This window comes from Cupriavidus taiwanensis LMG 19424, assembly GCF_000069785.1.
Taxonomy (GTDB): Bacteria; Pseudomonadota; Gammaproteobacteria; order Burkholderiales; family Burkholderiaceae; genus Cupriavidus; species Cupriavidus taiwanensis.
In genome coordinates, this window is the sequence record NC_010528.1 from 1,077,973 (window position 1) to 1,097,291 (window position 19,319).

Here is a 19,319-nt window from a genome sequence, read left to right on the forward strand (position 1 = left end):
GTTTTTGTGATGTTGACGTGGATCAAGGGCAACGCGCTGCACCAAAGCCCTGATTGTCCGTTTAAATGAACAGTGTGTTCCGAAGCGTTGGGTTTACCCCTAATGTTGCGTTGCGGTACAGTCGCGCCCACGATGTTTTACGTGTTGCGCTCCCCGGCCGAAAACCGCGCCTGTCATGACGGCAGGTCTGTCGGGAGGCGCAAAAGCCTCGTATTCCAACGCTACCCGGCCGCAGTATCCAGCCGGGACCGTTCGCGGTTTCGGCCATCAGGTGCCGCAGCGCCGGCAAGGTCCCACAGGGCCTGCAGCGCGCGCAGTCAGTTGTCCTTCCGTGTTCATGGCGTTGCAAGGCCGCATGGTCCTCCGGCGTTAGATCCGCCGCCCGACCGCAACGCCAGCTAAGGACACGTCCTTCCGGTTTTCCCATAGCCCCACGCCTCTTGCGCGAGCATCAGGCGGTTTAGCCACGCTTTTGCCCAAAGCGCGGTGTAACCAAACCAGTCGTGACATGAAGAAACCCATACTGCCGCGTTGGACGCGGTTCCTGCCTTGCCTCGGCCTGCTCCTGCTGGCCGGCTGCAACATGACGCTGCTCGACCCGAAAGGGCAGGTCGGCGTCGACATCAAGAACATCATCCTGATCGCCACCTGGCTCATGCTGCTGGTGGTGGTGCCGGTGATCGTGCTCACGCTGGTGTTCGCCTGGAAGTACCGCGCATCCAATACCAAGGCCCGCTACGAGCCGGACTGGTCGCACTCGACCGCGATCGAAGTGGTGGTGTGGCTGATCCCGTGCCTGATCATCATCGCGCTGGGCATCATCACCTGGAAGTCCTCGCACGACCTGGACCCGTACAAGCCGCTGGAATCGAACAAGAAGCCGGTCACCATCGAGGTGGTCGCGCTGAACTGGAAGTGGCTGTTCATCTATCCGGAACTGAAGATCGCCACCGTCAACCAGATCGCGTTCCCGGTCGACACCCCGGTGAACTTCAAGATCACCTCGGATTCGATCATGAATTCGTTCTTCATCCCGCAACTGGGCAGCCAGGTTTACGCCATGGCAGGGATGGAGACCAAGCTGCACCTGATCGCCAATCATGCCGGCTCGTATGACGGCGTGTCCGCCAACTACAGCGGCGGCGGTTTCTCGGGCATGAAGTTCAAGGCGGACGCCATGTCGAACTACGAGTTCGACCAGTGGGTGGCCAAGGTTCGCGCTTCGTCGACCGAACTGGGCGTCGAAGGCTACAAGACGCTGGCACAACCCAGCGAGAAGGAGCCGGTCACGTACTACGGCAAGGTGGAAGACCAGCTCTTCCACAACATCCTGCACAAGTACATGGGCCACGGCGGTGCCGCACTGGCCGCCGACGGGTTCAAGGGCGGCCCGATCTGCACGTCGCGCAACACCCTCGGTGAAGAGCAGCTGTCCTTGACCACGCCGGCCGCGCTGCCGGCGGGCGCGTAATCCTGGGAGCAATGATGTTTGGCAAGTTGAGTTTGTCGGCGATTCCGTTTCATGAGCCGATCATCATGGTCGTGCTGGCCGGTGTCGCCCTGGGCGGTGCCGCGCTGCTGGGCGCGATCACCTATTTCAAGAAGTGGGGCTACCTCTGGAACGAGTGGTTCACCTCTGTCGACCACAAGAAGATCGGCGTGATGTACTGCCTGGTGGCGCTGATCATGCTGCTGCGCGGCTTCGCCGACGCGGTCATGATGCGCACCCAGCTGGCGCTGGCCACCAATGGCGCCACCGGCGTGCTGCCGCCGGAGCACTACGACCAGATCTTCACCGCCCACGGCGTGATCATGATCTTCTTCGTGGCCATGCCGCTGATGACCGGCCTGATGAACCTGGTCGTGCCGCTGCAGATCGGCGCGCGCGACGTGGCCTTCCCGTTCCTGAACACGCTGTCGTTCTGGCTGTTCGTGGCGGGTGCCATGCTGGTCAACATCTCGCTGGGCGTCGGTGAATTCGCCAAGACCGGCTGGCTGGCCTACCCGCCGCTGTCGGGCCTGGACTACAGCCCGGGCGTGGGGGTGGACTACTACCTCTGGAGCTTGCAGATCTCAGGCCTGGGCACCTTGCTGACGGGCGTGAACTTCCTGGTGACGATCCTGCGCATGCGCGCGCCTGGCATGACGCTGATGCGCATGCCGGTGTTCACCTGGACCGCGCTGTGCACCAACGTGCTGATCGTCGCCGCCTTCCCGGTGCTGACCGTGACCCTGGCGCTGCTGGGCCTGGACCGCTACCTCGGCATGCACTTCTTCACGAACGACGGTGGCGGCAACGCCATGATGTACGTGAACCTGATCTGGATCTGGGGCCACCCCGAGGTGTACATCCTGATCCTGCCGGCGTTCGGCATCTTCTCTGAAGTCATTGCCACGTTCTCGGGCAAGAAGCTGTTCGGCTACAAGGGCATGGTGTACGCGACCGCCGCGATCATGGTGCTGTCGTTCATCGTATGGCTGCACCACTTCTTCACGATGGGCTCGGGCGCCAACGTCAACGCGTTCTTCGGCATCACCACCATGATCATCTCCATCCCGACCGGGGTGAAGATCTTCAACTGGCTGTTCACCATGTACCGCGGCCGCGTGCAGATGACCTCGCCGGTGCTGTGGACGCTGGGCTTCATGATCACCTTCGTGATCGGCGGCATGACCGGTGTGCTGATGGCGGTGCCGGCGGCTGACTTCGTGCTGCACAACAGCCTGTTCCTGATCGCCCACTTCCACAACGTGATCATCGGCGGCGTGCTGTTCGGTTACCTGGCCGGCATCACCTACTGGTGGCCGAAGGCGTTCGGCTTCAAGCTGAACGAGCGACTGGGCAAGGCTTCGTTCTGGTGCTGGCTGGTGGGCTTCTACTTCGCCTTCATGCCGCTGTACGTGCTGGGCCTGATGGGCATGACCCGCCGCCTGAACCATACCGACAACCCGGCCTGGACGCCGTGGCTGTACCTGGCCGTGGTGGGCGTGGTGTTCGTCGCGCTGGGCATCTTCTTCCAGGTGCTGCAGATCGTGGTGTCGATCCGCGACCGCAAGAAGCTGGCCGACGTGACCGGCGACCCGTGGGGCGGCCGCACGCTGGAGTGGGCCACTTCGTCGCCGCCGCCGTTCTACAACTTCGCGCACACCCCGGTGGTGCGTGACCTGGACGCGTTCGCCGACATGAAGGCCCGTGGCGAGACCCTGCCGACCGAAGGCTACGAGAAGATCCACATGCCCAAGAACACGGGCGCGGGCTTCATCATCGGCGCCTTCAGCCTGGTGTTCGGCTTCGCCCTGACCTGGCATATCTGGTGGCTGGCCATCGTTGGCCTGGTGGGCATGATCTGGGCGTTCATCCACCGCAGCAACGACGACCATATCGACTACTACGTGCCGGCCACCGAGGTCGAGCAGATCGAAACGCGCCATCTGCAGCGCATTGCTTCGCAAGCCTGAGAACCATGTCGACTCAAGTCCTAGACCGCATCCCCGCGCAGGCCGGCGCGCCGGCTCACGCCGACGCCCATGGCCACGACCATGCGCACCACGATACCAGTGCCAATACGGTGTATGGCTTCTGGATCTACCTGATGAGCGACTGCATCATCTTCGCCGGACTGTTCGCGGCCTTCGCCGTGCTGCGCGGCGAACTGGCAGGCGGCCCGTCGGCGAAGGAGCTGTTCGAGCTCAACTACGTGCTGGTGGAGACCTTCATCCTGCTGTTCTCCTCGATCACGTACGGCATGGCGATGATCTCGCTGCAGAACCGCAGCCTCAAGCACGTGCAGACCTGGCTCGGCATCACCTTCCTGCTGGGCCTGGCGTTCATGGCGATGGAAATCAACGAGTTCCACCACCTGATCGCCGAAGGCGCCGGCCCGGGCCGCAGCGCGTTCCTGTCGTCGTTCTTCACGCTGGTCGGCACCCACGGCCTGCACGTCGCCAGCGGCATGCTGTGGATGATCGTGCTGATGTGGCAGCTGGGCAAGAAGGGCATCACCCCGACGCTCAGCAAGCGCCTGATGTGCCTGTCGCTGTTCTGGCACTTCCTGGACGTGGTCTGGATCGGCGTGTTTACCGTGGTCTACCTGATGGGACATCTGTGATGGCACAACACAACGCACCGGCGGCGCACGGCGCCCACGACTCGCACGCGCACGACAGCCACGCTGGCGGCCACGCCAGCTTCAAGGGCTACGCAATCGGCTTCATCCTGGCCGTGATCCTGACCGTGATCCCGTTCAAGATCGTGATGGACGGCACCATGGACAAGGGCACCATCCTGTGGACCATCCTGGGCATGGCCGTGGTCCAGATGATCGTGCACCTGAAGTACTTCCTGCACCTGGATTCGTCGTCCGAACAGCGCAGCAACGTGATCGCGCTGCTGTTCACGGCGCTGATCCTGGTGATCGTGGTGGCGGGTTCGCTGTGGATCATGCACAACCTGAACGCCAACATGATGGTGATGTAAGGACTGCCGTCCTGCATCGGAAAAGGGGCCCCGCGGGGCCCCTTTCTCATTGCTGCAACGGCATCGTCAGGGCTTGAACGTGTCCCCCAGCACCACGCCCTCGCGCCGCGGGTCGGCGCCGCCCACCAGCACCGCCGAGCCGCCGATGGTGGTGCGGATGATCGCGCTCAGCCCGCTGGACTGCGCCGCCGTGTTGACGGTGTGGCCCAGGTTGCGCAGGCCCTTGACCAGCGGGTCGTTGTCGCCTGGCAGGCCGCCGGCCGGGGTGCTGGTGTCGACGTTGGGATGCTCGCCGCCGACCACCATGGGCGAGCCCGCGCTCGCGTTATTGCCGCCGAAGTCGATCATCGAGACCGCCTGCTGCGCATCCAGGCCCCAGTCCAGCGAAGCCACCAGGGTCTTGGCGACGAACTGGATGATGGTGGCGCCGCCCGGCGAGCCGGTGGTCATGTAGAAGTCGCCGCGCGAGCCGTCGCTGTTGCGCCGGAACACCAGGGTCGGCGCCATCGAGCTGCGCGGGCGCTTGCCCGGTTGCAGCCGGTTGGCCACCTTCACGCCGCCCGGCGCGGGATCGGCATTGAAGTCGGTCAGCTCGTTGTTGAGCAGGAAGCCGTTGGTCATGTGGAACGAGCCCAGGCCGGCCTCGATGGTGGTGGTCATCGCCACCACGTTGCCGTACTTGTCATGCAGCGACAGGTGCGTGGTGCCGCGCTCCTCCACCATCGACGGCGCCAGCGGCACGTCGCCGAGGTTGCCCGCCGCCACCGGCGTGACCATCGAGCCGGTGGTGCTGATCAGGCTGGCGCGCTGGCTCAGGTAGGCCTTGTTCAGCATGGTGTCCGGGCTGCCGCCGGGCAACGGAATGAAGTCGGTGTCGGCCACGTACTTGTTGCGGTCGGCATAGGCCAGGTGGCCGGCCTCGCCCATCAGGTGGGCGCCCAGCACGCTGGGCCGGCCGCCGTTCTGGTCGACCAGCGTGGGCTTGTGCGCCGCCATGTCGAAGTTCTCGACGATGCCCAGGATCTGCGCCACCGCGATCCCGCCCGAGGACGGCGGCGGCATGCCGCACACCTCGTACTGCCGGTAGGTGGTGCACACCGGCGTGCGCTTCTTGGCCTGGTAGTTGGCCAGGTCGTCCAGCGTGGTCACGCCCGGCGTGGTGTTGCCGTCGTAGGTGGTCTGGATCTTGGCGACGATGGCCTGCGCGATCGGGCCGTTCTTGTAGAAGGCGTCGGCGCCGTCCGCGGCGACGGCGCTGAAGACCGCTGCCAGCGCGGGGTTGCGCAGCACGGTGTTGACCGCGCGCGGGGTGCCGTCGGGATTGAGGAAGTAGGCGGCCATTTCCGGATCGCGCTTGATATTGGCCACGGTGGCGCTGTCCGAGATCGCGGCGGCCATGCGAGGCGGGATCGCAAAGCCGTCGGTGGCCAGCTTGATCGCCGGCGCGAACAGTTCCTTCCACGCGGTCTTGCCGTAGTCGCGGTGGGCCAGCTCGAGCACGCGCAGCGTGCCGGGGGTGCCGATGGAGCGGCCGCTACGCTGGGCATTGGGCAGGGGCGTGGTCGGGTCGGCCGCGGACTTCCAGCGCAGGTAGTTCTCGTCGGCGGCGGCCGGGGCGGTCTCGCGGCCGTCGTAGGCGGTGAGCTGCCGCGTCGCCGCGTCGAAATGCAGGATGAAGGCGCCGCCGCCGATGCCGGACGATTGCGGCTCGACCAGGTTCAGCACCATCTGCGCCGCCACCGCGGCGTCGATCGCCGTGCCGCCGGCCTTCAGCACGTCGCATGCCGCCTTGGTCGAGACCGGGTTGTTGGTCACCGCCATATAGGTCTTGCTGTAGACCGTGACCTTGGGCGCATAGCCGGTTGCCTGCTCCGGCGCGTTGGGGTCGCCCGGCAGCACCACGGCCTGGCCGCCGGTGCTGCCGTCCAGCTCGCAGCCGGCGGTGGGCGTGACCGCCGGTGGCGGAGGCGGGGGCGGGGAGTCGTCGCCGCCGCCGCAGGCGCCAAGTGTCAGCGCCAGTGCCGCCAGCGCCAGCTTGCCGCGGCGCGGGCGCCGGTACGGGTTGGCGTGCGATTGCGGCTCGGCGGTGGATGCGTTGGGGTCGGCAGCGTACGGCATGGTTTCTCCTTCCTTTTATGGGGGTCCGGGAAATGCGCCACGGCCGGGTCGCAAGGCGCGACCACGGCCAGCTTTCACCGTAGTGCCGCGGAGCGCCGGCCTTAATCATTGAATGTACGGATTTACATGCATTCGAATCCGGGTTTAAGCGTTCGCTTAAACCGTGCGCGCCGCCGTGCCGGCACGGCAGCGGGCGCCACGCTGGCGCAAGCTGCGAGCGCGATGCAAGCGCCATGCACCGACATCGCCCGCGTCGGCCGATACGCACTGACTCAGTGCGAGCCAGTGTGGCACGGCGATGGTGCGCACGCGCGCGGCAGGCTAGCTTCCGCCGTACGCGCCGCCTGTGGCCGCGCCGCGGGCGCCATATCGCCGTGGCACGCTAGTTGCAGATGCATCACCCCGGGGAGCGTAGTCCCTGACCAACACCATAAACGGGAGCTGCAAATGCAACGACGTGACATGCTGAAGCTGTCGGCGATAGCCGCCGCGGCGATGATCGGTACCAGCCCGCTGGCGCTGGCGCAGTCCAAGGAGCCGATCAAGGTCGGCATCCTGCATTCGCTGTCCGGCACCATGGCGATCTCCGAGACGTCGCTGAAGGACGTGGCGCTGATGACCATCGACGAGATCAACAAGAGCGGCGGCGTGCTCGGGCGCAAGCTGGAGCCGGTGGTGGTGGACCCGGCGTCGAACTGGCCGCTGTTCGCCGAGAAGGCGCGCCAGCTGGTGAGCAAGGACAAGGTCGCGGTGACCTTCGGCTGCTGGACCTCGGTATCGCGCAAGTCGGTGCTGCCGGTCTACGAAGAGCTCAACTCGCTGCTGTTCTACCCGGTGCAGTATGAAGGCGAGGAAATGTCGAAGAACGTCTTCTACACCGGCGCGGCCCCCAACCAGCAGGCCATCCCCGCGGTCGAGTACCTGATGAGCAAGGAAGGCGGCGGCGCCAAGCGCTTCTTCCTGCTCGGCACCGACTACGTCTACCCGCGCACCACCAACAAGATCCTGCGCGCCTTCCTGAAGAGCAAGGGCGTGGCCGACAAGGATATCGAAGAGGTCTACACCCCGTTCGGCCACAGCGACTACCAGACCATCGTCGCCAATATCAAGAAGTTCTCGCAGGGCGGGAAGACCGCGGTGATCTCCACCATCAACGGCGATTCCAACGTGCCGTTCTACAAGGAACTGGGCAACGCCGGGCTCAAGGCCAAGGACGTGCCGGTGGTGGCGTTCTCGGTCGGCGAAGAAGAGCTGCGCGGCATCGACACCAAGCCGCTGGTGGGTCACCTGGCCGCGTGGAACTACTTCATGTCGGTCAAGAACCCCGAGAACGATGCGTTCCGCAAGCAGTGGGCGGCGTGGGTCAAGGCCAACACCCTGCCCGGCGGCGACAAGCGCGTGACCAACGACCCGATGGAAGCCACCTACGTGGGCATCCACATGTGGGCACAAGCGGTGAAGAAAGCCGGCAGCACCGACACCGCCAAGGTGCGCGCGGCCATGTATGGCCAGACCTTCAAGGCGCCGGACGGCTTCACCCTGACCATGGGCGAGAACCACCACCTGTACAAGCCGGTGATGATCGGCGAGGTCAAGGGCGACGGTCAGTTCGCGGTGGTGTGGAAGACGCCGAAGCCGGTGCGCGCGCAGCCGTGGAGCCCGTTTATCGCGGGCAATGAAGGGAAGCCGGACAAGGTGATGTAAGCCTCGTTTGCTTGCCACCATCCGGCGCCCCTCTCCCGCTTGCGGGAGAGGGGCGCAAACAAACAGCGCGCTTCATTCCTGACAATCGCAAGCTCCTATGCGCAATCCCTTATCCGTTCGAGTCGTGCCCTGGCTGCGCGCCCTGCTGGCAGCGTTGCTGCTGGCCTCAGCGCCATGGGCCGCCGCGCTGACGCAGGCCGACCTCAAGCCGCTGGCCGGGGACGACTTCGACGCCAAGACCGCCGCGCTGTCGGCCCTGGCCAAGGCCGCTCCCGCCGCAGCCGGCCCGATCCTGAAAGCGCTGCAGGACGACGCCCTGCAATACGCCCCGTCGGCCGGCATGGTGCGCCAGGATGGCGACAAGATTGTCGATGCGATCACCGGCCAGCCAGTCACGGTCAAGGCCGACGAACTCGAGTCGCTGACGCTGAACAACAGCCTGCGCGCGCTGGTCGACAGCGCCGCCAGCAGCCTGCTGCTGCAGTCGCCAGACATCGCCGTGCGCGCGCAGGCGGTGGCCACGCTGCGCGACCAGCCGGAAAGCGCGTCGCTGCCCGCGGTCGAAGCCGCGCGCAAGACCGAGGCCGATGCCGGCCTGCGCGCCAGCCTGGACGTGATCTGGGCCAACCTGGTGCTGGCCGGCACGCCCGAGCCCGCCGCGCGCGAAGCGCGCCTCGAAGCCATCGGCATCCTGGGCCGCGACAGCAACCCGCAAAACCGCCAGAAGCTGGCGCCGCTGGTGGAGCGCGACAGCGCCGGCCGCTACCGCGAGCCCGATAGCAGCGTGCGCCTGGCGGCGCAGCAGGCGCTGGACACGCTGCAGGGCGGCCAGCGCCGCGCCGAAGTGATCGGCAACCTGTTCGCCGGCCTCAGCCTGGGCAGCGTGCTGCTGCTGGCCGCGCTCGGCCTGGCCATCACCTACGGGCTGATCGGCGTCATCAACATGGCCCACGGCGAATTCCTGATGATCGGCGCCTATGCCACCTACGTGGTGCAGTCGCTGTTCCGTGCGCATGCGCCGGGCGCATTCGACTGGTACCTGCCCGCGGCGCTGCCGGCTTCGTTCCTGGCGGCCGCCCTGGTGGGCTTCGTGCTGGAACGGCTGGTGCTGCGCCACCTGTACGGCCGCCCGCTGGAAACGCTGCTGGCCACCTTCGGCATCAGCCTGCTGCTGATGCAGGCGGTGCGCACGCTGTTCGGCGCGCAGAACGTGGAAGTGGCCAATCCCGCATGGATGAGCGGCGGCTTCGAATGGATGCCGGGCCTGGTGATCCCCTACAACCGCGTGGTCATCATCCTGTTCGCGCTGGCGGTGGTGGCGGTGGCGTGGGCGGTGCTCAACCGCACGCGGCTGGGGCTGTTCGTGCGCGCGACGACGCAGAACCGGACCATGGCGGCGTGCGTCGGCGTGCGTACGTGGCAGGTCGACAGCTACGCCTTTGCCTTCGGTGCCGGCATCGCCGGGCTCGGCGGCTGCGCGCTGTCGCAGATCGGCAATGTCGGCCCCGACCTGGGCCAGGCCTACATCATCGATTCGTTCATGGTGGTGGTGCTGGGCGGGGTGGGGCAACTGGCCGGCACCATCGTCGGCGCGTTCGGGCTGGGCATCCTCAACAAGTTCATCGAACCTTTCTATGGCGCGGTGCTGGCCAAGATCCTGGTCCTGGTGCTGATCGTGCTGTTTATCCAGAAGCGGCCGCAGGGACTGTTCGCGCTCAAGGGGCGCAGTGCGGAGGCATGATGCAGCGATTCCAATCCAACTCTTCCGCCACGCCGTTCCGGCTTGCCGTACCCGAGCGCCAGTCGCTGTTTTCTCCGCGAGGCTGGCTCGTGCTGCTGGCGCTGACGGCGATTGTCGGCATCGGCGTGCCGGTCTGCGCGCTGCTGGTGCCGGAAGGCCATCCGCTGCACCTGTCGGCGTATGCGCTGACGCTGGTCGGCAAGATCATGTGCTTTGCGCTGGCGGCGATCGCGCTCGACCTGGTGTGGGGCTACTGCGGTATCCTCAGCCTCGGCCACGGCCTGTTCTTCGCGCTGGGCGGCTATGCCATGGGCATGTACCTGATGCGTTCGATCGGGCGCGAAGGCGTGTACAAGAGCGACCTGCCGGACTTCATGGTGTTCCTCGACTGGAAAGAGCTGCCGTGGTTCTGGCACGGCACCGACCATCTCGGCTATGCGCTGCTGCTGGTGGTGCTGGTGCCCGGCGTGCTGGCGTGGCTGTTCGGCTTCTTTGCCTTCCGCTCGCGCATCAAGGGCGTGTACCTGTCGATCATCACGCAGGCGATGACGTACGCGGCCATGCTGCTGTTCTTCCGCAACGAGACCGGCTTCGGCGGCAACAACGGCTTTACCGACTTCAAGCGCATCGCCGGCTTTGCCATCGCCGCGCCGCAGACGCGCGCGGCGCTGTTCGTGCTGACCTTCCTCGCACTGCTGGGCGGCTTCGTTGCCTGCCGCTACATCGTGACGTCCAAGCTGGGCCGCGTGGTGACCGCGGTGCGCGATGCCGAGATGCGCGTCATGTTCTCCGGCTACAGCCCGCTCGGCTACAAGCTGTTCGTGTGGACCTTCTCGGCCGTGCTGTGCGGCATCGCCGGCGCGCTCTACGTGCCGCAGGTCGGCATCATCAACCCGGGCGAGATGTCGCCCGGCAACTCGATCGAAATGGCGGTGTGGGTGGCCGTTGGCGGGCGCGGCACGCTGATCGGACCGGTCATCGGCGCGTTCCTGGTCAATGGCGCCAAGACGCTCTTCACCGCGCACTTTGCCGAATACTGGCTGTTCCTGCTGGGCGCGATGTTCGTGCTGGTGACGCTGTACCTGCCCGATGGCGTGACCGGCCTGTGGCAGCGCTGGCGCGAGCGCCGCGCGCACGCCGCCACACCCGTGCCAACCGAAGCGGCCGCCACGCCGGCGGTCGCGGGCCGCACCGGAGGTGAAGCATGAACGCCGCACTCGAACACGGCCAGGCCGAAAGCGGCGATGCCACCGGGCTGGGCCGCGTGCTGGAGCCGGACACCATCGACGTGTCGCACGGCCCGATCCTGTACCTGGAAGACCTCACCGTCCAGTTCGACGGCTTCCGCGCGCTCAACAAGCTGAACCTGTCGATCGACCATGGCGAGCTGCGCTGCGTGATCGGCCCCAACGGCGCGGGCAAGACCACGATGATGGATGTCATCACCGGCAAGACCGGGCCGCGCAATGCCAATGTCAGCGGGCGCGTGTTCCTCGGGCAGACCATCGACCTGATGCGGATGACCGAGCCGCGCATCGCGCAGGTCGGCATCGGGCGCAAGTTCCAGAAGCCGACCGTGTTCGAGCAGCACGCGGTGTGGGAGAACCTGGAGCTGGCGATGAAGGCCGACAAGCGCTGGTGGTCGTCGCTGCGCGCGCGGCTCACCGGCGACGGCCATCGCCGCATCGAGGAGACGCTGGCGCTGACCGGCCTGGAGGACGAGGCGTACCGGCCCGCCGGCCTGCTGTCGCACGGGCAGAAGCAGCGGCTGGAGATCGGCATGTTGCTGATGCAGCAGCCGCAACTGTTGCTGCTCGATGAACCCGTGGCAGGCATGACCGATGAAGAGACCATGCAGCTGGCCAGCCTGCTCAACGGCCTGCGCGGCAGCTGCTCGATGATGGTGGTGGAGCACGACATGGAATTCGTCGCCGCGCTGGCCGGCGCTGGCGGCAAGGTCACCGTGCTGGCCGAAGGCAGCGTGCTGGCCGAAGGCACGCTCGACAGCGTCAAGCGCGACGAACGCGTGATCGAATCCTACCTGGGGAGATAGGCATGCTGCAGGTCAATGCACTGAACCAGTTCTACGGCGGCAGCCATATCCTGCGCAACGTTTCCTTCGACGTGCCGGCGGGCAAGCTTACCACGCTGCTCGGCCGCAACGGCGTCGGCAAGAGCACGCTGCTGAAATGCCTGATGGGCGTGGTGCCGACGCGCAGCGGCAGCATCCACTGGGACGGCAAGCCGCTGGAGAAGAAGGCGCCATACGATCGCGTCTCCGCCGGGCTGGCCTATGTGCCGCAAGGCCGCGAGATCTTTCCGCGTCTGACGGTCGAAGAGAACCTGCTGATCGGCGCCGCCAGCCGCGCGCGGCCCTCGGGCGTGCCGGATCGTATCTATCAGCTGTTCCCGGTGCTGCGCACCATGCGCCAGCGCCGCGGCGGCGACCTGTCCGGCGGACAGCAGCAGCAACTGGCGATCGGCCGGGCGCTGATGAGCGAACCGCAACTGCTGATCCTCGACGAGCCGACCGAGGGTATCCAGCCATCGATCATCCAGGACATCGGCCGCGCGCTGCGGCTGCTGGTGGACGAGTTCGGCATGACGGTGCTGCTGGTCGAGCAGTATTACGAGTTCGCGCGCCATATCGCCGACCACTATGTGGTAATGAGCCGGGGCGAGGTGGTCGCGCGCGGTGCCGGGGCCAGCATGGAGCAGGACGGCGTACGGGAGCTGATTGCCGTGTAAGGGTGGAACGGGGATTGCGCACCGCACATCGCTTTTCGCCCAGGCGGGCGACGCGTTATGATTGCCTGCAACCCCCGCCATCGCGCGCCCGCCGCCGGCATTGCCACGCCATGCGTCATCCCGATTTTCCTTCGTCACTCGCCGTGACTGCCGCATGGCAGGCCAGCCTGCGGCTGCGCTTTGCGCAACGCGGCGACCGCACCGCGCTGGTCGAGCGCCGCCACCAGGGGCCGCTGCTGGTGCAGAAGCCGCTGTACCCGGAAGGCCCCATCTGCCATGCCGTGATCCTGCATCCGCCCGCTGGCGTGGCGGGTGGCGACAGCCTGGATATCGAAGTGACGGTCGAGGCCGGCGCCCACGCGGTGCTGGCCACGCCGGGCGCTACCAAGTGGTACAAGTCGCTCGGCCGCGACGCGGCGCAGCAGGTGCGGCTGACGGTCGGGGCCGGCGCGCGGCTGGACTGGCTGCCGCAGGAGAACATCGTCTTTGACGATGCGCGCGCGCGGATTTCGACCGTGCTCGACGTGGCGCCGGGCGGCAGTGCGATCGGCTGGGATGCCGTGGTGCTGGGCCGGCAGGCATCGGGCGAGCAGTGGGCACGCGGCGCGCTGTGGCTCGATACACGCGTCGGCGCCGGCGAGCGCGCGTTGTGGATCGAACAGTCGCATCTCGATGCGCAATCGCCGCTGCGCACGGCGGTGGCGGGACTGGACGGGCTCAATGTGCTGGGCACGCTATGGGCGGTGGGCGAGGGCGCCACGCAGCAACTGGCGGAAGCGCTGGCGGAGCAGTTGCCCTATGGGCCGGAACTGCGCGCGGGCGTGACCTGCCTGGCAGCCCATGGCCGCTCGATGCTGCTGGTGCGCGTGCTCGGCCGGCAGATGGAGGCCGTGCGCCATGTGATGGTCGACAGCTGGAGCGCGCTGCGCGAGCCGATGCACGGCGTGGCGGCGCGGCCGCTGCGGCTGTGGGCAACTTAGGCCACGACCGGACAACAAGACAGACAGGGAACGAGAGAGATGGAACTGACGCCGAGAGAGAAGGACAAGCTGCTGATCTTTACCGCCGCGCTGCTGGCCGAACGGCGCAAGGCGCGCGGGCTCAAGCTCAACTATCCGGAAGCGGTGGCGCTGATCACCGCCGCCATCATGGAGGGCGCGCGCGACGGTCGCACCGTGGCCGAGCTGATGCACGAAGGCACCACCGTGCTGACGCGAGAAGACGTGATGGACGGCATCGCCGAGATGATCCCCGAGATCCAGGTGGAAGCGACGTTCCCCGACGGCACCAAGCTGGTGACCGTGCACCACCCCATTGTCTGAGTATGCATTGATCACCGAAGCCGATAACACTTCCAATTCCAATCCGATGACCGCGATGACCCGTACCGCTTGCCTGCGCCTTGCCCTGGGCGCTTCCCTGACCGTTGCCGCCGGCGCCGCGCTGGCGCATCCCGGCCACGACGCCGCCACCGTCGGCGCCAGCCTGTGGGCGGGCCTGGCGCACCCGTTCACCGGCGCCGACCACCTGCTGGCGATGGCCGCGGTGGGCGTATGGAGCGCACTGGTGGCGCGCTCCGCCGCCGATACGCTGCGCCTGCCGCTGGCTTTCGTGGGCTTGATGCTGGTGGGCGCCGCGCTCGGCCTCTCCGGCATGGCGCTGCCCGCGGTGGAGCCGATGATCGCGGCTTCGCTGCTGGTGATCGGTGTGCTGCTGGCGCTGCGCGCAAAGTTGCCGGCATGGGCCGGCACGCTGCTGGTGGGCGGCTTTGCCGTGTTCCATGGCTACGCGCATGGCGCCGAACTGCCCGCCAGCGCGGGCGCGCTGCCGGCGGTGCTGGCCTACGTGGGCGGCTTCGCCGCGGCGACCATGGCGTTGCACCTGCTGGGCATCGGCGCCGGCACGCTGCTGCGCCGCCGTGCCGGCTGGCTGGCGCGCGCGGCCGGCGCCGGCGTGGCGCTGTACGGCGCCGGCCTGCTGGTGGCCTGAGGAGGACCGCCATGATCCCCGGTGAACTGATGCCCGCCGACGGCGAGATCGAACTCAACGCCGGCCGCGCCACCGTCAGCGTGACCGTGGCCAATACCGGCGACCGGCCGATCCAGGTCGGCTCGCACTTCCACTTCTACGAAACCAACGCCGCACTGGCATTCGAGCGCGAGGCCGCGCGCGGCTTCCGCCTGAACATCGCCGCGGGCACCGCCGTGCGGTTCGAGCCCGGGCAGACCCGCACCGTGGAACTGGTGGCGCTGGCGGGCGACCGCATCGTCTACGGCTTCAACGGCAAGATCATGGGAGCGCTGTGATGGCATCGATCTCCAGGCAGGCGTATGCCGAGATGTTCGGACCCACCACCGGCGACCGCCTGCGGCTGGCCGATACCGGTCTGATCATCGAAGTCGAAAAGGACTTCACCGTCTACGGCGAGGAAGTGAAGTTCGGCGGCGGCAAGGTCATCCGCGACGGCATGGGGCAGAGCCAGCGCATGTCCAGGGACTGCGTCGACACCGTGCTCACCAATGCGCTGATCGTCGACCACTGGGGCATCGTCAAGGCCGATATCGGCCTCAAGCACGGGCGCATCGCCGCGATCGGCAAGGCCGGCAACCCCGACATCCAGCCGGGCGTCACCATCGTGGTCGGGCCCGGCACCGAGGTGATCGCGGCGGAGGGCATGATCGTCACCGCGGGCGGCATCGACAGCCATATCCACTTCATCTGCCCGCAGCAGATCGACGAGGCGCTGATGAGCGGCGTCACCACCATGATCGGTGGCGGTACCGGGCCCGCCACCGGCACTTTCGCCACCACGGTGACGCCGGGGCCGTGGTACATGGAGCGCATGCTGCAGGCGGCCGACGCCTACCCGATGAACATCGGGCTGCTGGGCAAGGGCAACGCCAGCCAGCAGGGGCCGATCCTGGAGCAGGTGGAAGCCGGCGCCATCGGCCTGAAGCTGCATGAAGACTGGGGTACCACGCCGGCGGCGATCGATACCTGCCTGTCGGTGGCGGACGCGACCGACACCCAGGTGGCGATCCACACCGATACGCTCAACGAGGCCGGTTTTGTCGAGGCGACGATCGCCGCGTTCAAGGGCCGCACCATTCATACCTACCACACCGAAGGCGCGGGCGGCGGGCATGCGCCGGACATCATCAAGGTCTGCGGCGAGGCCAACGTGCTGCCGTCGTCGACCAACCCGACGCGCCCGTACACCGTCAACACGCTGGACGAGCATCTCGACATGCTGATGGTGTGCCACCACCTGGACCCGTCGATCGCCGAGGACATTGCCTTCGCCGAAAGCCGCATCCGCCGCGAGACCATCGCCGCCGAGGACATCCTGCACGACCTCGGCGCGTTCTCGATGATCTCGAGCGATTCGCAGGCGATGGGGCGCGTCGGCGAAGTGATCATCCGAACCTGGCAGACGGCGCACAAGATGGCGGCGCAGCGCGGCAAGCTGCCGGGCGACCCGCACGATGCGCGCGGCGGGCACGACAACTTCCGCGTCAGGCGCTATGTCGCCAAGTACACCATCAATCCGGCGCTGACCCATGGCATCGCGCATGAGGTAGGTTCCGTCGAAGTCGGCAAGTGGGCCGACCTGGTGCTGTGGCGGCCCGCGTTCTTCGGCGTCAAGCCCAGCCTGATCCTGAAGGGCGGCATGATCGCCGCGGCCGCGATGGGTGACCCCAATGCCTCGATCCCGACGCCGCAGCCGGTGCACTACCGGCCGATGTTCGCCGCGGCCGGCGGCGCGCTGCACCGTTCCTCGCTGACCTTTGTTTCGCAGGCGGCGCTGGCCGCCGGCATCGGCGAACGCTACGGACTGGCCAAGACCCTTGCCGCCGTGCGCGGCACTCGCACGGTCAGCAAGCGCGACATGGTTCTCAACGACTGGCAACCGCATGTCACGGTCGACCCGGAGACGTACCAGGTCGTCGCCGACGGCCAGCTGCTGACCTGCGAGCCCGCTACCGAGCTGCCCATGGCGCAGCGCTACTTCCTGTTCTGAACGGCCGCGGCCCGTGCCGCGGAAAAATGCCGATGCTGAAGATCGATAAAGTCCTCGCCGCTCCGCACGGCATTGCCAGCGTGCTGGTGCGCCGCGCACCCAAGCTGGTGCTGCCGTTCGCCGACCGCAGCAAGAGCCGCCTGCGCGCGGTGCTCGACAACGGTGCAGACGCCGCGCTGTTCCTGCCTCGCGGCACCGTGCTGCGCGGCGGCGACCTGCTGGTGGCGGAAGACGGCAGTTTCGTCGAGGTCCGGGCCGCCGCCGAGTCCGTGCTGGAAGTCCGCGCGCAAGATCCGCACGCGCTGATGCGCGCGGCCTACCACCTCGGCAACCGCCACACGCCGGTGGAGATCGGCCGCGACTACCTGCGGCTCGAATACGACGCGGTGCTGGCCGACATGCTGCGGCGGCTGGGCGTGCTTGCGGAGCGTGCCGAACTGCCGTTCGAGCCGGAGGCGGGCGCCTATGGCGGCGGGCACAAGCATGGACACGATGCGACGTTCGCGGAGGATTATGCGGCGGCGCAGGCGGTGTTTCATGAGCATCATGGGCACTCGCACTCGCACTCGCACTCGCACTCGCATGGTCATGAGGGCGAGCATGTCCATGGGGAGCAAACCGTCGCCGATCCCCCGACCCGCCCATGACCGGCCTCCACCAACTCATCTCCCTTCTGCACCTCGCATCCCCCGCCTTGCCCATCGGCGGCTTCAGCTATTCGCAAGGCCTCGAGGCCGCGATCGAATGCGGCAGCGTGCATGACGCCCCCACGGCCGAGCGCTGGATCGGCGACAACCTGCGGCATGTCCAGGCGCAATGCGAGGCGCCGTTATGGCTGCTGCTGCATCGCCACTGGCAGGCGGGCGATGCCGTGCGGGTGCGGAGCTGGAACGACTGGTTCCACGCCACCCGCGAGACCTCCGAGTTGCGGCTGGAGACCGAGCAGATGGGCTGGTCGCTGGCCCGGCTGATCGCGCAGATGGAATGGGGTACGCCCGCATTGCGCGAGACCCTGGCCGCGCTGTCGCCCGTGTGCCTGCCGACCGCCTTCACCGCTGCCTGCGTGGCGCTGGAGATCGGCGCGCGCGACGGTCTGGCCGCCTACTGCTTCAACTGGGCCGAGAACCAGGTGGCCGCGGCGATCAAGGCGGTGCCGCTGGGGCAGGTGGCGGGGCAGCACATGCTGCGCCGGCTGCATGGCGCCGTGCTCGACACCGTCGACGAAGCCTGTCGCCGCGCCGAGGCCACGCCGCCGCAACTGTCGACGTTTTCCCCGATGCTGGGCCTGCTGTGCGCACGCCACGAAACGCAGTACTCCCGGCTGTTCCGATCCTGAACCGATTACCACCATGACCCACGCCCGTACCAAGAAAAACCCCCCGCTGCGCGTCGGCGTCGGCGGCCCCGTCGGCTCCGGCAAGACCACGTTGCTGGAAATGCTGTGCAAGGCAATGCGCGACCGCTATGACCTGGTCGCGATCACCAACGACATCTACACCAAGGAAGACCAGCGCCTGCTCACCATCTCCGGCGCGCTGCCGGCCGAGCGCATCCTGGGCGTGGAAACCGGCGGCTGTCCGCACACCGCGATCCGCGAGGACGCATCGATCAATCTGGAGGCGGTGGACCGCATGCTGGCGCGCTTCCCGGATGCCGACGTGGTGTTCATCGAGTCCGGCGGCGACAACCTGGCCGCGACCTTCAGCCCGGAACTTTCTGATCTGACGATCTACGTGATCGACGTCGCCGGGGGCGAGAAGATTCCGAGGAAGGGCGGGCCGGGCATCACCAAGTCCGACCTGCTGGTGATCAACAAGACCGACCTGGCGCCGTATGTGGGCGCATCGCTGCCGGTGATGGAAAGCGATGCGCGCAAGATGCGCGGCACCCGGCCGTTCGTGATGGGCAGCGTCAAGTCCGGACAGGGGCTGGACGAGGTGATCCGCTTCATCGAACGGCAGGGCATGCTGGGGCTCTAGCCGTCCTGGCTGGGGTCGGCATCGGGTGCCGGCCTGGGGCCGGCACTGCCGTGCCCGAGCGCCGGGCGGAAGCTGCCCTTGCCCGCCAGCGCCCGTGCCACCGCGGCGACCAGGTTCAGCTCCGGCTCGGTGAGTTCGGTCATGTGGTGCACCGTGGCTTCGATCGCCGCGCGCTGGCGGTTGCCGAACGGCGCGCGCGATTGCTCGACCTGCAGCTGGCTGGCGTCGTGGCGGCTGAAGTCCAGCATCTCGGCGGTGGGCACGGCCAGGGTCTCGGCCAGCCTGCAGATGTTGGCCAGCGCCAGGTTGCGCTTGCCGCTTTCAATGCCGCTCAGGTACGAGCGCGACAGCCCGCTTTCGAGCGAAAGGGTCTCCTGGGACCAGCCTCTTTGCTTGCGCAGCCAGGCAAGATGCAATCCGAAAAGTCTGAGATTTCGAGAAGTCATGGGATCAACAAAAGTTCGGAGTGGTCTGAGGCTAAGGGTTTGACCTTGAGGCCACGACAACTTATCCTCATCCTCACTATCGGTG

At 67.0% G+C, this 19,319-nt stretch carries 19 protein-coding genes; 17 read left to right on the forward strand and 2 right to left on the reverse strand.

The window, feature by feature from the left end:
- Positions 1-508: 508 nt before the first annotated feature.
- The 4 genes from cyoA to cyoD are packed head-to-tail and all read left to right on the forward strand — an operon-like array spanning position 509 to position 4,477.
- The gene (gene cyoA / locus RALTA_RS05020) at positions 509-1,471 is read left to right on the forward strand and encodes a ubiquinol oxidase subunit II (protein WP_025582408.1); all 963 of its coding nucleotides are present in this window, start codon (positions 509-511) and stop codon (positions 1,469-1,471) included.
- 14 nt (positions 1,472-1,485) lie between these two features.
- Positions 1,486-3,459: a cytochrome o ubiquinol oxidase subunit I gene (gene cyoB / locus RALTA_RS05025; RefSeq protein ID WP_012352350.1), complete on the forward strand. Its 1,974-nt coding sequence runs from the start codon at positions 1,486-1,488 to the stop codon at positions 3,457-3,459.
- A gap of 5 nt (positions 3,460-3,464) precedes the next feature.
- Complete coding sequence (gene cyoC, locus RALTA_RS05030; protein WP_012352351.1) at positions 3,465-4,109, forward strand: cytochrome o ubiquinol oxidase subunit III; 645 nt, start codon at positions 3,465-3,467, stop codon at positions 4,107-4,109.
- The gene (gene cyoD, locus RALTA_RS05035) at positions 4,109-4,477 is read left to right on the forward strand and encodes a cytochrome o ubiquinol oxidase subunit IV (protein WP_012352352.1); all 369 of its coding nucleotides are present in this window, start codon (positions 4,109-4,111) and stop codon (positions 4,475-4,477) included. Before cyoC ends, cyoD begins: the two co-directional genes overlap by 1 nt.
- Before the next feature lie 66 nt (positions 4,478-4,543).
- On the opposite strand, the gene RALTA_RS05040 is transcribed toward cyoD, so the two are convergent.
- A complete protein-coding gene (locus tag RALTA_RS05040; protein ID WP_012352353.1) occupies positions 4,544-6,595 on the reverse strand; it encodes a gamma-glutamyltransferase family protein in 2,052 nt (683 codons plus the stop codon).
- A 447-nt stretch (positions 6,596-7,042) separates the two neighbouring features.
- Between RALTA_RS05040 and urtA the strand changes: the two genes are divergently transcribed.
- The 13 genes from urtA to ureG all read left to right on the forward strand — a co-directional run bounded on the left by urtA (position 7,043) and on the right by ureG (position 18,788).
- Complete coding sequence (urtA, locus tag RALTA_RS05045) at positions 7,043-8,299, forward strand: urea ABC transporter substrate-binding protein (protein ID WP_041232093.1); 1,257 nt, start codon at positions 7,043-7,045, stop codon at positions 8,297-8,299.
- Positions 8,300-8,396: 97 nt separating this feature from the next.
- Complete coding sequence (gene urtB, locus RALTA_RS05050) at positions 8,397-10,040, forward strand: urea ABC transporter permease subunit UrtB (RefSeq protein ID WP_012352355.1); 1,644 nt, start codon at positions 8,397-8,399, stop codon at positions 10,038-10,040.
- Positions 10,040-11,248, forward strand: coding sequence for an urea ABC transporter permease subunit UrtC (gene urtC / locus RALTA_RS05055; RefSeq protein WP_012352356.1), 1,209 nt, complete (start codon positions 10,040-10,042; stop codon positions 11,246-11,248). Before urtB ends, urtC begins: the two co-directional genes overlap by 1 nt.
- Positions 11,245-12,093, forward strand: a complete 849-nt coding sequence (gene urtD, locus RALTA_RS05060; RefSeq protein WP_012352357.1) for an urea ABC transporter ATP-binding protein UrtD — start codon at positions 11,245-11,247, stop codon at positions 12,091-12,093. The genes urtC and urtD overlap by 4 nt, the downstream gene beginning before the upstream one ends.
- Positions 12,094-12,095: 2 nt before the next feature.
- Entirely contained in the window at positions 12,096-12,788 is a 693-nt protein-coding gene (urtE, locus tag RALTA_RS05065) for an urea ABC transporter ATP-binding subunit UrtE (RefSeq protein WP_012352358.1), read from the forward strand.
- 110 nt (positions 12,789-12,898) lie between these two features.
- Positions 12,899-13,768, forward strand: a complete 870-nt coding sequence (locus RALTA_RS05070; protein ID WP_012352359.1) for an urease accessory protein UreD — start codon at positions 12,899-12,901, stop codon at positions 13,766-13,768.
- Between the two features lie 39 nt (positions 13,769-13,807).
- Positions 13,808-14,110: an urease subunit gamma gene (locus tag RALTA_RS05075; protein ID WP_012352360.1), complete on the forward strand. Its 303-nt coding sequence runs from the start codon at positions 13,808-13,810 to the stop codon at positions 14,108-14,110.
- 55 nt (positions 14,111-14,165) lie between these two features.
- Positions 14,166-14,777: a HupE/UreJ family protein gene (locus RALTA_RS05080; RefSeq protein ID WP_012352361.1), complete on the forward strand. Its 612-nt coding sequence runs from the start codon at positions 14,166-14,168 to the stop codon at positions 14,775-14,777.
- Positions 14,778-14,788: 11 nt separating this feature from the next.
- Positions 14,789-15,094 (forward strand): urease subunit beta, encoded by a 306-nt coding sequence (locus RALTA_RS05085; RefSeq protein WP_012352362.1) that lies wholly within the window; start codon positions 14,789-14,791, stop codon positions 15,092-15,094.
- On the forward strand, positions 15,094-16,809 hold the full coding sequence (ureC, locus tag RALTA_RS05090; RefSeq protein WP_041232095.1) for an urease subunit alpha: 1,716 nt from the start codon (positions 15,094-15,096) through the stop codon (positions 16,807-16,809). The genes RALTA_RS05085 and ureC overlap by 1 nt, the downstream gene beginning before the upstream one ends.
- A 32-nt stretch (positions 16,810-16,841) precedes the next feature.
- On the forward strand, positions 16,842-17,456 hold the full coding sequence (gene ureE, locus RALTA_RS05095; RefSeq protein WP_041232096.1) for an urease accessory protein UreE: 615 nt from the start codon (positions 16,842-16,844) through the stop codon (positions 17,454-17,456).
- The gene (locus tag RALTA_RS05100) at positions 17,453-18,145 is read left to right on the forward strand and encodes an urease accessory protein UreF (protein ID WP_012352365.1); all 693 of its coding nucleotides are present in this window, start codon (positions 17,453-17,455) and stop codon (positions 18,143-18,145) included. The genes ureE and RALTA_RS05100 overlap by 4 nt, the downstream gene beginning before the upstream one ends.
- Before the next feature lie 13 nt (positions 18,146-18,158).
- Positions 18,159-18,788: an urease accessory protein UreG gene (gene ureG, locus RALTA_RS05105; RefSeq protein WP_012352366.1), complete on the forward strand. Its 630-nt coding sequence runs from the start codon at positions 18,159-18,161 to the stop codon at positions 18,786-18,788.
- On the opposite strand, the gene RALTA_RS05110 is transcribed toward ureG, so the two are convergent.
- Positions 18,785-19,204: a helix-turn-helix domain-containing protein gene (locus tag RALTA_RS05110; protein ID WP_242405252.1), complete on the reverse strand. Its 420-nt coding sequence runs from the start codon at positions 19,202-19,204 to the stop codon at positions 18,785-18,787. The two genes, ureG and RALTA_RS05110, sit on opposite strands and share 4 nt — an antisense overlap.
- Positions 19,205-19,319 lie beyond the last annotated feature (115 nt).